We start from the raw sequence: 14,529 nt of genomic DNA, 5'->3' as shown, positions 1-14,529 counted from the left end.
GAATGCCACGCCGCGACGAATTTACAGCCGATTCCGCTTGACCTTTGGGCCTGCACTCTATTGAACCCTGCGGGTGTCTTTCACTGCTCAAGGTGGCTGTCCCAGATGGACGATCAGAACAAGAATCTCATCCTTGCAACCGCGCTCAGCTTTCTCGTGATCCTGGTCTGGTTCGTGTTGTTCCCTCCGCCGGAACCCACGCCCGGAACGGAACAGACCGAGATCGCAGCAACCGAAGGGTCCGAGATTCAAACGCCCAGCGCAGCCGGCACCGGAACAGTTGGCGAGGCAACCGCGACCGCGGAAGAGGCTCAGCCCGAAGAGCAAGCACCGCGCGTTGCGATTGATACGCCCCGTCTGAAAGGCAGCCTGTCGCTGTCGGGCGGCCGCATTGATGAGCTGTTTCTGAAGGACTACAAAGTCTCGCTTGAGGAAGACGCACCGATCGTCGAACTTTTGGCCCCTGTCGGGTCGGACTCGGCCTACTACGCCCTCTATGGCTGGGCCCCCGGATCCGGCGTAAGCGACACGGACGTTCCCGGCCCCAACACCCTTTGGACCCTTGAGCAGGGCGAGACATTGGGCGTAGACACCCCCATCACACTGGCGTGGGACAACGGAAACGGCCTGACCTTCCGCCGCACGGTCTCGGTGGATGAAAACTACATGTTCTCGGTGACCCAGTCGGTCGAAAACGCCACCGGCGCCGAGGTCAGCATGGCCCCCTACGGCATTCTGGCCCGCCATGGCATTGGCGAAGACGGCGATCTGCCGGGCCTCAAAAACTTCTTCATCCTACATGAAGGCGTGATCGGCATGGCCGACGGAACCTTGACCGAGGTCGACTATGGCGATGTCCGCGACTTCGACATCGATCCGAACGAACGCGCTCAGGCCGAGGTTTATCAGGTCAAAGAGGACGGCTGGATTGGGTTCACCGATCACTACTGGATGACAACACTGATCCCCGAGCCCGGATCGGCCTTCAAAGCCGCCGCAAAATACGACTCGCGCCGCAAAATCTATCAGACCGAAACCGTGCTTCCGACCCTGACAGTAGCTCCGGGTGCGGCGGAAGAGGTTAGCACCCGCCTGTTCGCGGGCGCGAAGGAATGGGAAGCCATTCGGGAATACCAATCCGAGGGCGTTCAGAAATTCATCGACAGCATCGACTGGGGTTGGTTCTTCTTCCTGACGAAACCGATTTTCTGGCTGCTGCACAACATCAACCTGCTGATCGGCAACATGGGGTGGTCCATCATCGGCCTGACGCTGATCATCAAGGCAATCCTGTTCCCGCTGGCGTTCAAATCATACGTCTCGATGGCGAAGATGAAAGAGCTCCAACCGCAGATGGAGGCCTTGAAAGAGGCTGCGGGCGACGACCGTCAGAAGATGCAGCAGGGCATGATGGAGCTGTACAAGAAGGAAAAGGTAAACCCCGCCGCGGGCTGTTTGCCGATCCTGATGCAGATCCCGATCTTCTTCTCTCTGTATAAGGTGATTTTCGTCACCATCGAACTGCGTCAGGCACCGTGGTTTGGTCCGTTCCAGGACCTCAGCGCGCCGGACCCGACCTCGATCTACAACTTGTTTGGCTTGTTGCCCTGGGCCGCACCCGCGCCTGAAAGCTTCCTTGCGCTGATCTTTATCGGAATCCTGCCCCTGCTGCTAGGTATCTCGATGTGGCTGCAGCAAAAGCTGAACCCGGCACCAACCGATCCGACACAGGCGATGATCTTTGCCTGGATGCCGTGGGTCTTCATGTTCATGCTGGGCGGGTTTGCCAGCGGACTGGTGGTTTACTGGATTGCCAACAACACCATCACCTTCACCCAGCAGTATCTGATCATGCGCAGCCAAGGGTATAAGCCGGACGTGTTCGGCAACATCAAATCCGGCTTCAAGCGCACGCCGAAGACGGACGGCAAATGAGCGGGCAGGTCTCAGCCCTCTGGCGGCACCCGATCAAGAGCCATGGGCGAGAAGCCCTGACCGAGATCACTGTACTCCCCGGGCAGACCATGCCCGGGGATCGTGTTTGGGCCGTCGCGCATGAGGCTGCCAAGACCGACGGCTCGGAATGGGCACCCTGCGTAAATTTCAGCCGCGGCGCGAAGGCGCCCAAGCTGATGGCAATCTCGGCCGAATCCCACGGCGACAGCGTGACCCTTCGCCACCCTGATCGTCCGGATCTGAGCTTTGCACCCGATACCCAGCAGGACGTGTTTTTGGAGTGGGTCAAACCGCTGATGCCTTTGGATCGCGCAGCATCGGCGCGAATCGTGCGCGTGCCCGGTCGGGGAATGACCGACAGTGATTTCCCCTCAATCAGCCTGTGCAACATGGCCAGCCACCGCGCGGTCGAACAGAAGCTGGGTCGTGACCTGTCGCCTATCCGCTGGCGCGGCAATATCTGGTTCAATGGCCTGCCCTCGTGGGAGGAGTTCGATTGGCTCGGTCGTGAAGTTCAGATTGGGCAGGCCGTGTTCCATGTCCGCGAACGGATAACGCGCTGTCTGGCAACCACTGCCAACCCCGACACGGGCGAGCGGGATGCGGACACGCTTGGTGCCCTGAACAGTTGGGACCATCAGGATTTCGGCGTTTATGCCGAGGTGATCCGAGGCGGTGAAATCCGCATTGACGATAAGGTTCAACTGCTATGACTACCCTGCCCTTCCCTCTGGCCGAAGATCCTGACGAGTTCGCGCTGGAGCGTGGGCGCAAGCTGTTTGCAGGTGAATCCGAGTTCGTCAAAGGCGTCGTCGCGATGAACGGCCTACCCGCCCCCGACCGGCTTGAGGTCTGTTTTGCTGGACGCTCGAATGTCGGAAAGTCCAGCCTGATCAACGCGCTGACCGGCACCAAGGGCCTCGCGCGCGCCTCAAACACACCGGGCCGCACGCAAGAGATCAACTTTTTCACCCAAGGTCCTGAGCTGTATCTGGTGGACCTGCCCGGCTATGGCTACGCCAATGCTCCGGTCAAGGTGGTTGAGAAATGGCAGCGACTGCTGAAACAGTATCTCAGCGGCCGGCAAACCCTGCGTCGGGCCTTTGTTCTGATTGATGCGCGCCACGGGGTGAAGCCTGTGGATGACGAGATCATGAAGCTGCTGGACACCAGCGCCGTGACCTTTCAATGCGTCATGACCAAGGCCGACAAGGTGAAGGCCAACGACCGCGAGAAAGTGCTGAACCAAGTGCGTACAGCCCTGTCCAAACACCCTGCCGCATACCCTGAGATCGTTCTGACATCCTCGGAAAAAGGGGATGGGGTGTCGACGCTTCGCTCGATCATCGCCCATCTAGAATGACCCTGATCCTGCGCGTCTTTGGTGTTCTGACCCTGCTTGCACTGCTCGCGACCAGTGCAATTCCGCAGGGATGGATGCCAGCGCAAGGCAATGACGGCAAGATCCTACTGGTGCTTTGCACCGGAGAGGGAACGGTCGAGCAATGGGTCGATCTGAACCCGGACGATCCAATCCATGATGAGCATGACACGCGCTCCATGTGCCCTTTTGCGGGGCTCACTGCGGATGCCAATTTGCCCGGGTTTGAGTTGATCATTCCGGCGGATTTCCAACTGCAGCCGCGCTGGGATCATTCCGATTTCACCCATCGCAGTGCGGGGTTTTACGCCCGCTATGATGCGCGGGGACCACCCCACTCCTCCTGAAACAGCGAAACCTTGTTTTTACTCTGCGCGCACCTGCGCGCGAGGGATGTCTGTATATGGAGATTAACAATGGCAATGGATAGCCAAACTTCGGGCACGGTCCCGATGCAGAATACAGCTACGCAAAAATTCTACTTCGCCGCGTGGCGGTGGCATTTCTACGCCGGGATTTTCGTGATCCCGTTTCTAATCATCCTCGCCGTCACCGGTTTGATGATGATGTTTATCACTCAGTTTGACGGGCGCGATGGCGAGAAGATCGCTGTCTCGGTCGAAGGCAAAGCGCTACCCGTCTCGCAACAGGCCGAGGTCACTTTGGCCGAGGTTCCCGGGCAGGTCGTCGAATGGATCGGTCCCAAGGCCGAAGGTCTGGCCACCGTCTTCCGTATCAAAACTGATGCAGGTCAACGCATGGTCGCGGTTGACCCCTACGCCGGTCAGGTTCTGGAAATCTGGGATCGCCGCGCCGGATGGTATGATCTGGCGGACAGTATTCACTCGACCCTTCTGATCGGCACCACTGGCGACCGCATCCTTGAAATCGCGGCAGGCCTGAGCCTCGTTCTGGTGTTCACCGGCCTCTATCTATGGTGGCCGCGCCGCAATGCGATGGCGGGTTTTGTGCCCGATCTCAAGGCGCGAGGGCGCGCGTTGTGGAAGTCCCTGCACGCGGTGGTCGGCTTCTGGATGTCGCTATTGCTGGTCGTCTTCCTTATCTCGGGCCTGTCTTGGGCCGGGGTCTGGGGCGGTATGATCGTTCAACCCTGGAGCAGCTTCCCAGCCGAGAAGTGGGACAGCGTGCCTCTGTCGGATGAAACCCATGCCAGCATGAATCACGGTCATCAGAACGACGTCCCGTGGGCGCTGGAGCAAACGCCCATGCCTGCCTCCGGCTCTGACGCCGGCATAGAGGGCGTGCCAGAGGGCACTGTAATCGACATCGACGCCATAGTCGCATTGGGGACCGCATTGGAGATGATCGGGCGATTCCGCGTGGCCTATCCGGGCGGAGAGGATGGCGTCTGGACACTCAACCGCGACAGCATGAGCAGCGACTCGACCGATCCGGTGAACGACCGAACTGTCCATGTCGACCAGTACACCGGCAAAATCTTGGCCGATGTCCAGTATGAGGACTATTCTCTGATGGGCAAATCCATGGCCGTTGGAATCCCATTCCATATGGGGTTGATGGGCACGTGGAACTTCATCCTCAACGTGGTGTTCTGCCTGTCGGTGATCTTCGTCTGCATCTCGGGCGTGGTGATGTGGGTCATGCGCCGTCCGCAAAAGGCGCGTCGACTGGCGGCGCCACCGATGCCCGCGGAATTGCCACTGTGGAAAGGCGCGGTCCTGATCGGGCTGTTCATAGCTATGGCTTTCCCGCTGGTAGGGCTGACCTTGCTGATTGTACTGGCCTTCGACTTGCTGATCCTCAGCAATATTCCGGCAATGAAACGTGCGATGAGCTGATCTGAACAGGGGCCGCGCCAACCCGGCGCGGCCATCGTTGACCGTATTTGCCTAGGTATGGTCTTGGCAGTCCGGTCCAAACGCCCTAACAGGGTGGATCAGAGGACTGACAGCCATGAAGACACGAGACATGAACCGGGATTGGATCGCCACCGCCGCAACCCTGAACAGCGCGTTGCCCTATTTGCAGCGCTATGATGGCGCGATTGTTGTCATCAAGCTGGGCGGCCACGCCATGGGCAGCGATGAGGCGATGGACAGCTTTGCCCGCGACGTGGTGCTAATGCGGCAGGTCGGGGTGAACCCGGTGATCGTGCATGGCGGTGGACCGATGATCAACGCGATGCTCAAACAGCTGGACATCCAGTCCGAGTTTGTGGGCGGCAAACGCGTCACTGACAAAGCGACGGTCGAAGTGGTCGAGATGGTCCTCTCTGGCCTTGTGAACAAGCGGATCGTACAGGCGATCAACCGTCAGGGCGGCACCGCTGTGGGACTGTCGGGCAAGGACGCCAACCTGATGACTTGCGAACAGACCGATCCTTCGCTGGGCTTTGTGGGGTCTCCATCGAAGATGGACCCCAAGGTCCTGCACGACCTGTTCTCGCATGACGTCATCCCGGTCATCGCGCCGCTAGGCGCGGGCACCGAAGGAGAGACCTTTAACGTCAACGGCGATACGGCTGCGGGGGCTATCGCCTCGGCGCTGAGAGCAGATCGCCTGCTGCTGCTGACGGATGTCTCGGGCGTCAAGAATGCTGCTGGCGACGTGGTGACTGAGCTGAAGGCTGGCCAGATTCGTGAAATGACTCTGGAAGGCACCATTGCCGGTGGTATGATCCCAAAGACCGAAACCGCGCTGGATGCGCTGCATAGTGGAGTGCGCGCGGTGGTTATTCTGGACGGACGCGCGCCAAACGCGGTCCTGCTGGAGCTGTTCACCGAACACGGCGCCGGGTCGCTGATACGCCCCGACTAATACCAAACCGGAGGAGATATGACCCAACAGCCCGCCTCCTCTCACCACAGTTATGATCGTGTCGAACACGCAGCTCAGCGGGTTGGGCTGATTGTCATGGGCGCGCTGCACCCGCGTCAGGTGCAAGCGAAACAACTGGATGGCGGAACGCTGATCCTTTTGGGCGCAGGGCCCGAGTTCTGGCCCCAGTTGAAAGCCGCGCCGGAATGGCAGGGCAAGGACCCGGTCGATCGCTGGTCACTACGTGTGGTCGGCCAACTGGCACAGGACTTGGGTGCCGAGGCACATTTTCCCTTTGGCGGCCCTCCCTACGCGCCATTCATCGACTGGGCGTTGAAATCAGGGCGGACCTTCAGCAGCCCGGTGGGCGCGCTGGTACACGACCAGATGGGCATGATGATCTCATTGCGCGGCGCGCTTCATTTCGCCGATGAATTCCCAATCTCCCTGGCAACCACTCCTTCGCCATGTACCTCATGCGCAGCGCCTTGCACGCAGACCTGCCCGGTGGGTGCGCTGAATGATCAGAGCTTTTACAATGTCGACGCCTGCCACGCTCACCTTGCCACGCCCGAGGGGCAGATCTGCATGACCGGAGGGTGCCTCGCGCGCCTCTCCTGCCCTGTCAGCGCCCGCGCAGGCCGAGACCCGGACCAATCCGCACATCATATGAGGGCTTTTCATCCGTCATGACACACACCCTGATCCTGACCCGCCATGCCAAGTCCAGCTGGGATGATTCCAACCTCAGTGATCATGAGCGACCACTGAACAAACGTGGGCGAGCGTCAGCGCCGGCGATCGGGTCTTGGCTCAAGAAAAACGGCTGGGTCCCGGATGAGCTTCTGAGCTCGAACTCGGTCCGAACGCGTGAGACCTGGGACCACATGGGTCTGCATGCAGAAAACGCCTATTACGCCTATGACCTCTATCTGGCGGGGCCGGATGCGATGCTGGCTGAGTTGAAAACGGCAACAGGCCGAACCATGATGATGCTGGGCCACAATCCCGGGATTGCCCAATTCGCGGCTCAGCTTGTCGAAACCGCGCCTGAGCACGCTCGGTTCCACGACTACCCGACCTGCGCCACAACGGTGATACAGTTTGAGATCGACAAGTGGTCCGACATCCAGAAGCACAGCGGCAAGGTCTTGGGCTTCGCGATCCCGCGCGAGCTTCTGAAATGAAAAAGGCGGGGCAAAACCCCGCCTTTCCTTTGATGTAATCTCGATCAGTGCCCGAGGATCTGGCTGAGGAACAGCTTGGTGCGTTCGCTCTTCGGGTTGTTGAAGAACTCTTCCGGTTCGTTCTGCTCCACGATCTGGCCGGCATCCATGAAGATCACGCGGTTCGCGACCTGACGGGCAAAGCCCATCTCGTGGGTCACACAGAGCATGGTCATGCCTTCTTCGGCCAGCTCAATCATGGTGTCGAGCACCTCTTTGATCATCTCGGGGTCCAGCGCAGATGTCGGTTCATCGAACAGCATGATCCGCGGCATCATGCAGAGCGAGCGGGCAATCGCCACACGCTGCTGCTGACCACCGGACAGCTGACCCGGGTACTTCAACGCCTGATCGGGGATTTTTACCTTCTCAAGGAAGTGCATCGCGCGCTCTTCGGCCTCTTTCTTGGGCGTCTTGCGCACCCAGATCGGGGCCAGCGTGCAGTTCTCGAGAATCGTCAGATGCGGGAACAGGTTGAAGTGCTGGAACACCATGCCAACCTCGGACCGGATCTTGTCGATGTTCTTTAGGTCATTCGACAGTTCGATCCCGTCCACCACGATCTTGCCCTGCTGGTGCTCTTCCAGCGCGTTCAGGCAACGGATCAGGGTAGATTTGCCCGAGCCCGACGGGCCCGCGATAACAATCCGCTCGCCTTGGTTGACGGTCAGATTGATGTCACGCAGCACGTGGAACGAGCCGTACCACTTGTTCATTCCGCTAATGTCGATGGCGACCTCGTCGCTCACCTGCATCTTCGAGCGGTCGATTTCGCGGTCAATTGCAAGTTCAGACATGTGTTGAACTCCTTAGTGATGATCGGTGGCAAGGCGACGCTCGAGCCACTGAGAATATTGAGAGATGCCGTAGCAGACGACGAAGAACAGAAGCGCGGCAAAGCCCAGAAGCTCCCAATAGACGCCGTTCCATTCGGTTGACGCCAGGATGGGGCCTCGGATCATGCCCACCAGATCGAACATCGAAATGACCGAAACCAGTGTGGTGTCCTTGAACAGGCCAACGGCCACGTTCACGATACCAGGGATCGAGATCTTCAGAGCCTGCGGCAGGATGATCAGACGCATCGCCTGAGGGTAATCCAGACCAAGGCTGTCTGCTGCTTCATATTGTCCACGTGGAAGCGCTGCCAGACCGCCGCGGATCACCTCGGCGATGTAGGCGGCTGAGAACATGGTGATCATGATCACAACGCGCAGGAACAGATCGACCGTGCTGTCAGGCGGGAAGAAGTAGGCCAGCATCACCGAAGCCACGAACAGCAGCGTGATCAGAGGCACGCCACGGATGAATTCGATGAAGATGACGCTCACCCACTTGATCAGCGGCATGTCGGACTGACGGCCCAGTGCAAGGGCTATGCCCAACGGAACCGACAGCGACACACAAGTGACACCCAGCATCATGTTCAGCATGAAGCCTCCGAGATCACGGCTGGGAACAGCTGTAAGCATCGCGTCTTCAGAAGCACCTTCCGGTATCAGCGCTCCGCCAACATTCCAAACGACAAGAGCCACAACGATGGCCCCGAAGAAGCCGGCCGCAAAGCTGTTCTTGCCGAATTTCTGGAAAACGGCGCCGCCCGCGACGCAACCCAGCAGAGCCACAAGCGGGACCAGAATGGTGCCACCCCAGATCAGCCAGAACGCAATGAACGGGTAGAGCGCTGTGAAGATCAGCATCTTGCGCGGCAAGTCGAAGAACAGCACCGGCGCAAAGGCCACCAGCATCAGCACAAAGGCCAGGTTGGGGCGCCAGTACGCGTCAACCGGGTATTTGAAGCCGTAGATCAGCTGTGGCCAGCGTTCGGTCAGAACCGCGAAACACGCGCCTGTCTTGCCACCCAGAATCTCACGACACTCTGCCAGCGAGTTCGCATTCCACACCCCGTTCAGAATCCACGGCAACGTGTTCTTCAGAAGGATGTAGATCAGGATCAGCGACAGAACCGTCAGGATGGTGTTGGCAACGCCAGAGAACAGGTTCTCACGCAGCCATTTGACCACGCCCGTCTCATTCGCCGGGGGCGGAGAGGGAGGGATGGTACCTTCGGCCACGAAAGCGATCGGATTGGTTGTTTGATCGGCCATGGCTCAGCGCTCCTTCAACTTGACGGATGCGTTGTAGACGTTCATCACCATCGAGATTACCAGCGAGGCGGTGAGGTAGAACAGCATCAAGAGCAGAACACATTCGATCGCACGACCGGTCTGGTTCAGGGTGATACCGCCCAGCGTCGCGGTGATATCCGCGTAGCCCACGGCAATCGCCAGAGACGAGTTTTTGGTGATGTTGAGATACTGCGAAATCAGCGGCGGAATAATCACCCGCAGCGCTTGCGGCAGGATGACCAGATTCATGATCCGACCCTGACGCAGACCCAGAGCGGCCGCAGCCTCGGTCTGACCTTTTGAGATCGCCTGAATACCGGCCCGCACGTTTTCCGCGATGAAGGCCCCAGTGTAGATCGACAAAGCGAACCACAAAGCGATCAGAGGACCACCAACCTTGATACCTCCGCTGAAGTTAAAGCCCTTCAGCGCGGGAATGTCCCAAGTCAGGCCCATCAGAACCATCAGCAACGCAAACGGCACCAGCCAGACGCCCAGCTTCACCAGCAGCGTTCTGGGGCGTTCACCGGTCTCTTCCTGCTTCTTGGTCGCCCGCTTTTCGATCTCGCGCGAGGCGAACCATGATGCGACCAGACCGGCAATCACCAGCAGCCAGTTCAGAATGGTTGCACTGAACAGGCCATGCGCGAATTCCGGACGGGGGATATAGACCCCACGGTTGGTGAAGGCGAAGGCATCAAACAGCATGCTCGACGTCGGGTTGTCACCGCGGAACGCCCGCGGCCCCGGCAGAACGGCCGTCATGATCGTGAAGATGATGATGATCCAGATCAGAACCGGAATGTTGCGGAAGATCTCGACATAGACCGCCATCAGCTTTGAGACGAGCCAGTTGTTTGAGAGCCGCAGAACCCCGGCGATCACTCCGAATATCGTTGCGGTGATACAGGCCAGAAACGCCACGAGAAGCGTGTTCAAAAGCCCCACAACCGCAGCCCGCCCATGCGAGGACTGGCTGTCATATTCGATCAGACGCTGGTTGATGTCGTACCCGGCGGAATCGCCGAGGAATGTGTAGGATATGTTCAGGCCGGCGGCCCGAAGGTTCTGGATCAGGTTGTTGCCCAGATACCAAATGGATAGCGCAATAGCGATAGCCGCGATCACCTGAAAAGTCAGCGATCTGTAGCGGGTATCGTTTATGAGCATCGACAGCCGAAAATCAGCTTTCGGCGGGTCAGTCATAGTCGACATATTTTGGAATCCCCGTAGCTAGCGGACTTTGTTTTTATGGCGAGGTTGTCCCCGCTCTGCGTCCGTTCGCGTAAGTATTAGTGAAAAAGGGCGCAGGATGTCCTGCGCCCTTTTCCGTGGATGTCTTAGCGGAAAGGCGGCGAGTACAGCAGGCCGCCTTCGGTCCACTGAGCGTTCAGGCCGCGTGCCAGACCGATCGGAGTTTCTTCACCGATGTTCTTGGCAAACACTTCACCATAGTTGCCGTCCGCCTTGATGGCGCGCATAGCCCACTGTGCGTCCAGACCCAGCATCTCGCCCAAGGTACCTTCGGTGCCCAGCAGACGGTTGACTTCCGGGTTGTCGGTGCCAGCTGCCAGCTCGTCGATGTTCGCCGAGGTCACGCCCAGCTCTTCAGCCGAAACCAGCGCGTTCAGGGTCCAGCGGACAACATCGCCCCACTCGTGGTCGCCGTGACGGACCAGTGGGCCCAGCGGCTCTTTCGAGATGATTTCGGGCAGCAGGACGTGGTCACCAGGGTTTTCGAACGTGGCGCGGGTTGCGGCCAGGCCCGAAGCGTCGGTGGTGTAAACGTCACATGCGCCAGCCAGGTACTGCTGCTGCGCTTCGGCGTTGGTTTCGATTGGAACCGGCTCGTAGCTGATGTTGTTGGCACGGAAGAAATCGGCCAGGTTCAGCTCGGTGGTAGTGCCGGTCTGGATGCAGACGGTTGCGCCGTCCAGTTCTTTGGCCGAGCTTACGCCCAGCGCCTTGGGAACCATGAAGCCCTGACCGTCATAGTAGTTCACGCCGGTGAATTCGAACTTCAGGTCGACGTCGCGGCTGAAGGTCCATGTGGTGTTACGGGCCAGCATGTCGATCTCGCCCGAGGCCAGAGCGGTGAAGCGCGTCTTGCCGGTGGTCGGAACGAATTCAACTGCGTTTGCGTCACCCAGAACAGCGGCGGCAACGGCACGGCACAGCGATACGTCGAAGCCTTTCCATTCGCCATTCGCGTCAGGTGCAGCGAAGCCAACCAGACCGGTGGTCACACCACAGTTCAGAGTGCCGCGCGCCTTGACGTCGTCTACAGTTCCCGCCGCGGCAGCACCTGCGGCCAGACCGGCCACTGTTGCCGCGCCCAAGATTACGGATTTTTTCATTTTTACCTCTTCCTGATTTTCCGCCCCGGTAAGGGCGGCTCTGCCCGGCATAGTGGATGCCGGAAAGGTTACCCCAAAGGTGTCTCCCCTTTAGTGGGCTTGAGTTTGGTCGCATTCATAAACAAACGTCAAGGGTCGGATCAGGGAAAACGATGGGTCTCCGCCTCTGGATTAGGCAGATGCGTAAAAAAACCAACGTTGGAAGGATCAAACAGAGAGATCGAAGAAGGTCTTGGCGTGCAAAAACGCGGCTTTCTTTGTTTCCGCAATGGCATGGGCTTCGTCATCGTGGCCCCATTGTTCGATCTGCCAGTTCTCATCAAGTCGCGAAATGCGCCATATTTCGTCCGGTTCGCGCCAATTCTGCGCCGCCGCAAATCCCAGAATCAACGAACCAGACAAGCTGACCAGATCGTGGAAGGCCGCCAACTGAAACGCATCCAACGTATGGACCCGCTGACGCAACTGCGTCAAAGCCTCAGCCGATTGGGGCTGGTGCAGAACCCCCGCCACGGGAATCAGTCGGGCCTGGAGGGTCTCGGCCGCCCAGTCCAACGCAGGATCCCAGTCTGCGGCCTGACGCTCTTGCAGTTCCTGAGGATGGGTGGCGCGATAGCACAGCAGATCGGAGTCACCGTAGTCCGCCAACATATCCGCCACTTCGCTGTGCTGGATGCGCACCTTGTCGATCGCCGCATTGGCTGATCGGGTGAAGGGCATGGTGGTCGGGTCGACCTCTTTGTCTTGCGCATCCCATTCAGCGGCAACGGCTTCGGCCATCGCTTTGGTCGGCAGAATCAATGCGGCCTTGGCCGGCGTTTTGACCCGGCGGCCATCCAGCTCGACAGTATAGCCGTCCTCGGCCTCGACCGCGGTGCAGTTTGTCCAAAAGCGTTTCGGTTTCCAGTCGCTCATGTCTTCACTTCCAAAGAGTGGCCAGCGCATCCGGCAGCTGGTCGAATGTTTCAATCACACAAGCGGCCGCACTTAGCGCTGCAGTGTCATGGTACCCCCACGACACCCCGATCCCGGTCACGCCTGCAGCGGCGGCCATGTCCATGTCATAGCTGGTATCCCCGATCATGACCGCATGCGCGGCATTAACGCCGGTTTCCGCCAGCGCGGTCTGAACCATCGAGGGATGAGGTTTTGAGGGGTGATGATCCGCCACCTGCCGGGTCACGAAATAGCGCTCCAACCCATGCGCTTCGATCAGCGCATCCAGACCGCGTTGCGATTTGCCTGTGGCGACGCCCAGAAGAATCTCGGGCACCGCATGCAGGGCTTCAATCGCGTCGCGCGCGCCGGGATAAAGGGGGGAACTCGCCGCGCCAAGATCCAGCCGGTGCGCGTGATAGGCCTGTTTGTACCCTTCAACCAATTGCGCTTGAACCGTCGTCGACTGCTGTGGCACAAGCTGTGCAATGGCCAAAGGCAACGACAGACCGACTATCGACAGAATGGCCTCGCGGCTTGGCACCTCGACCGAGGCCGCCTGAAAACTGGCCGTCATCGAATGAACGATACTGCCCTGACTGTCGACCAGCGTGCCATCGACATCGAACAGGACCAAACGCAGGGGTGCGCTCATTGCAGCTCCTCGAAGGGGTCGTCGGCGGCAAGGTCTTCGGTCCAGCCAAACGTATCCCAGCTGTGCTTCATGTGCTCGGGCAGAGGGGCCTCGACCGTGATCGGTTTGCGGGTCATCGGGTGCTGGAAAGACAAGCGCCGTGCGTGCAGGTGCAGCTTTTTACTGATGATCCCGCCCAATTGCGCGCCCCAGCCATCGCCGAGGTTTTCCTGACCCGAGCCACCATATTTGCCGTCGCCTATGATCGGATGGCCGATCGCGGCCATATGCGCGCGCAGCTGATGGGTACGGCCCGTAATCGGCTCCATCGCGACCCAGGCGGCGCGGCCCGCGACACGATAGAGCGTCGCGTAATGGGTATGTGCCCGTTTCGCACCGGGCGTGCTGTCGATGTCACCCATATGGACGGGGATCATCTTTTCGCCCTCGCCCTGTTTGCCATGGCCAGAGGCTTTGACCAGACCAGTCTTGATCTCGCCGAGATAGGGCGTCGGCACACCGGCGACCAGCGCCCAATAGATCTTGCGTGTATCGCGGTGGCGGAAGGCAGCAGTCAGCCCCTTGGCGGCCTCTCGCGTGCGGGCCAGCAGCAGAACACCCGAGGTGTCCTTATCCAGCCGATGGACCAGCCGCGGGTTCTCATCATAGCCAAAGCGTAGAGCCTCAGACAGGCTGTCGACGTGGCGGGTCTGGCCGCTGCCGCCTTGCACCGCAAGGCCGTGCGGTTTGTTCAGTGCCAAAACGTGATCGTCGCGATAGATCACGCAGGACTGGATCATCTTCGCATCCGCCTCAGACACGCTGCGCTTTATCTCGGCCGGTTTGTGATCGGCATCCGGCAGCGGGGGCACGCGGACGACCTGCCCGACCTCCAGCCGGGTCGAGGCCTTGGCGCGACTGCCATCTACGCGCAGCTCTCCCTTGCGGCACATCTTTTCGATCCGTCCTTGGCTGACATGCGGAAACAGGCGGCGCAGCCAGCGATCCACACGCTGGTCTCCGTCACCTTCTGCGACCGTAATCATCTGCACGCCACTCATGCCATCGCCCCTTGTCCCGCGCGGCCGATCCGCCCGGAGTATCCTGCTAC

General features: G+C 59.5%; 15 protein-coding genes. 8 read left to right on the top strand and 7 right to left on the bottom strand.

Annotated features, from left to right (window positions below; all coding sequences use genetic code 11):
* Positions 1-105: 105 nt before the first annotated feature.
* The 8 genes from yidC to ACR0JF_RS21500 all read left to right on the top strand — a co-directional run bounded on the left by yidC (position 106) and on the right by ACR0JF_RS21500 (position 7,323).
* Positions 106-1,935 (top strand): membrane protein insertase YidC, encoded by a 1,830-nt coding sequence (yidC, locus tag ACR0JF_RS21535; RefSeq protein WP_170747470.1) that lies wholly within the window; start codon positions 106-108, stop codon positions 1,933-1,935.
* A complete protein-coding gene (locus ACR0JF_RS21530; RefSeq protein ID WP_170663007.1) occupies positions 1,932-2,669 on the top strand; it encodes an MOSC domain-containing protein in 738 nt (245 codons plus the stop codon). Before yidC ends, ACR0JF_RS21530 begins: the two co-directional genes overlap by 4 nt.
* A complete protein-coding gene (gene yihA, locus ACR0JF_RS21525) occupies positions 2,666-3,319 on the top strand; it encodes a ribosome biogenesis GTP-binding protein YihA/YsxC (RefSeq protein WP_170663005.1) in 654 nt (217 codons plus the stop codon). Before ACR0JF_RS21530 ends, yihA begins: the two co-directional genes overlap by 4 nt.
* The gene (locus ACR0JF_RS21520) at positions 3,316-3,684 is read left to right on the top strand and encodes a DUF2946 domain-containing protein (protein WP_480669861.1); all 369 of its coding nucleotides are present in this window, start codon (positions 3,316-3,318) and stop codon (positions 3,682-3,684) included. Before yihA ends, ACR0JF_RS21520 begins: the two co-directional genes overlap by 4 nt.
* 69 nt (positions 3,685-3,753) lie before the next feature.
* Positions 3,754-5,157 (top strand): PepSY-associated TM helix domain-containing protein, encoded by a 1,404-nt coding sequence (locus ACR0JF_RS21515; RefSeq protein WP_170663003.1) that lies wholly within the window; start codon positions 3,754-3,756, stop codon positions 5,155-5,157.
* A 115-nt stretch (positions 5,158-5,272) separates the two neighbouring features.
* Positions 5,273-6,136 (top strand): acetylglutamate kinase, encoded by an 864-nt coding sequence (gene argB, locus ACR0JF_RS21510; protein WP_170663001.1) that lies wholly within the window; start codon positions 5,273-5,275, stop codon positions 6,134-6,136.
* 18 nt (positions 6,137-6,154) lie between these two features.
* Entirely contained in the window at positions 6,155-6,829 is a 675-nt protein-coding gene (locus tag ACR0JF_RS21505; protein ID WP_170662999.1) for a ferredoxin, read from the top strand.
* A complete protein-coding gene (locus ACR0JF_RS21500; RefSeq protein ID WP_170662997.1) occupies positions 6,826-7,323 on the top strand; it encodes a histidine phosphatase family protein in 498 nt (165 codons plus the stop codon). The genes ACR0JF_RS21505 and ACR0JF_RS21500 overlap by 4 nt, the downstream gene beginning before the upstream one ends.
* A 44-nt stretch (positions 7,324-7,367) precedes the next feature.
* Here the strand turns inward: ACR0JF_RS21500 and ACR0JF_RS21495 are convergent, their stop codons facing one another.
* The 7 genes from ACR0JF_RS21495 to ACR0JF_RS21465 form a co-directional block, all read right to left on the bottom strand.
* Positions 7,368-8,159 (bottom strand): amino acid ABC transporter ATP-binding protein, encoded by a 792-nt coding sequence (locus ACR0JF_RS21495; protein ID WP_170528808.1) that lies wholly within the window; start codon positions 8,157-8,159, stop codon positions 7,368-7,370.
* 12 nt (positions 8,160-8,171) lie between these two features.
* The gene (locus ACR0JF_RS21490; RefSeq protein ID WP_170662995.1) at positions 8,172-9,470 is read right to left on the bottom strand and encodes an amino acid ABC transporter permease; all 1,299 of its coding nucleotides are present in this window, start codon (positions 9,468-9,470) and stop codon (positions 8,172-8,174) included.
* A gap of 3 nt (positions 9,471-9,473) precedes the next feature.
* Positions 9,474-10,706, bottom strand: coding sequence for an ABC transporter permease subunit (locus tag ACR0JF_RS21485; protein ID WP_170662993.1), 1,233 nt, complete (start codon positions 10,704-10,706; stop codon positions 9,474-9,476).
* 125 nt (positions 10,707-10,831) lie between these two features.
* The gene (locus tag ACR0JF_RS21480; protein ID WP_170375963.1) at positions 10,832-11,848 is read right to left on the bottom strand and encodes an amino acid ABC transporter substrate-binding protein; all 1,017 of its coding nucleotides are present in this window, start codon (positions 11,846-11,848) and stop codon (positions 10,832-10,834) included.
* A 207-nt stretch (positions 11,849-12,055) separates the two neighbouring features.
* Complete coding sequence (locus ACR0JF_RS21475; RefSeq protein ID WP_170662991.1) at positions 12,056-12,763, bottom strand: ATP12 family protein; 708 nt, start codon at positions 12,761-12,763, stop codon at positions 12,056-12,058.
* 4 nt (positions 12,764-12,767) lie between these two features.
* The gene (locus tag ACR0JF_RS21470) at positions 12,768-13,439 is read right to left on the bottom strand and encodes an HAD-IA family hydrolase (RefSeq protein WP_170662989.1); all 672 of its coding nucleotides are present in this window, start codon (positions 13,437-13,439) and stop codon (positions 12,768-12,770) included.
* Positions 13,436-14,479, bottom strand: a complete 1,044-nt coding sequence (locus ACR0JF_RS21465) for an RluA family pseudouridine synthase (protein WP_170662987.1) — start codon at positions 14,477-14,479, stop codon at positions 13,436-13,438. The genes ACR0JF_RS21470 and ACR0JF_RS21465 overlap by 4 nt, the downstream gene beginning before the upstream one ends.
* Between the last annotated feature and the right edge of the window lie 50 nt (positions 14,480-14,529).

The organism is Ruegeria sp. BG11, from assembly GCF_056538565.1.
The sequence above is the reverse complement of the archived record's forward strand: the minus strand, read 5'-3'. Positions and strand labels throughout refer to the sequence as shown.

What these genes read in the sequence shown, in the direction of transcription:
- argB (WP_170663001.1), top strand. Translation starts at nt 5,273, where the DNA reads ATGAAGACACGAGACATGAACCGGGATTGGATCGCCACCGCCGCAACC.
- ACR0JF_RS21470 (WP_170662989.1), bottom strand. Translation starts at nt 13,439, where the DNA reads ATGAGCGCACCCCTGCGTTTGGTCCTGTTCGATGTCGATGGCACGCTG.
- yihA (WP_170663005.1), top strand. Translation starts at nt 2,666, where the DNA reads ATGACTACCCTGCCCTTCCCTCTGGCCGAAGATCCTGACGAGTTCGCG.
- yidC (WP_170747470.1), top strand. Translation starts at nt 106, where the DNA reads ATGGACGATCAGAACAAGAATCTCATCCTTGCAACCGCGCTCAGCTTT.
- ACR0JF_RS21475 (WP_170662991.1), bottom strand. Translation starts at nt 12,763, where the DNA reads ATGAGCGACTGGAAACCGAAACGCTTTTGGACAAACTGCACCGCGGTC.
- ACR0JF_RS21505 (WP_170662999.1), top strand. Translation starts at nt 6,155, where the DNA reads ATGACCCAACAGCCCGCCTCCTCTCACCACAGTTATGATCGTGTCGAA.
- ACR0JF_RS21495 (WP_170528808.1), bottom strand. Translation starts at nt 8,159, where the DNA reads ATGTCTGAACTTGCAATTGACCGCGAAATCGACCGCTCGAAGATGCAG.
- ACR0JF_RS21490 (WP_170662995.1), bottom strand. Translation starts at nt 9,470, where the DNA reads ATGGCCGATCAAACAACCAATCCGATCGCTTTCGTGGCCGAAGGTACC.
- ACR0JF_RS21465 (WP_170662987.1), bottom strand. Translation starts at nt 14,479, where the DNA reads ATGAGTGGCGTGCAGATGATTACGGTCGCAGAAGGTGACGGAGACCAG.
- ACR0JF_RS21520 (WP_480669861.1), top strand. Translation starts at nt 3,316, where the DNA reads ATGACCCTGATCCTGCGCGTCTTTGGTGTTCTGACCCTGCTTGCACTG.
- ACR0JF_RS21485 (WP_170662993.1), bottom strand. Translation starts at nt 10,706, where the DNA reads ATGTCGACTATGACTGACCCGCCGAAAGCTGATTTTCGGCTGTCGATG.
- ACR0JF_RS21530 (WP_170663007.1), top strand. Translation starts at nt 1,932, where the DNA reads ATGAGCGGGCAGGTCTCAGCCCTCTGGCGGCACCCGATCAAGAGCCAT.
- ACR0JF_RS21515 (WP_170663003.1), top strand. Translation starts at nt 3,754, where the DNA reads ATGGCAATGGATAGCCAAACTTCGGGCACGGTCCCGATGCAGAATACA.
- ACR0JF_RS21480 (WP_170375963.1), bottom strand. Translation starts at nt 11,848, where the DNA reads ATGAAAAAATCCGTAATCTTGGGCGCGGCAACAGTGGCCGGTCTGGCC.
- ACR0JF_RS21500 (WP_170662997.1), top strand. Translation starts at nt 6,826, where the DNA reads ATGACACACACCCTGATCCTGACCCGCCATGCCAAGTCCAGCTGGGAT.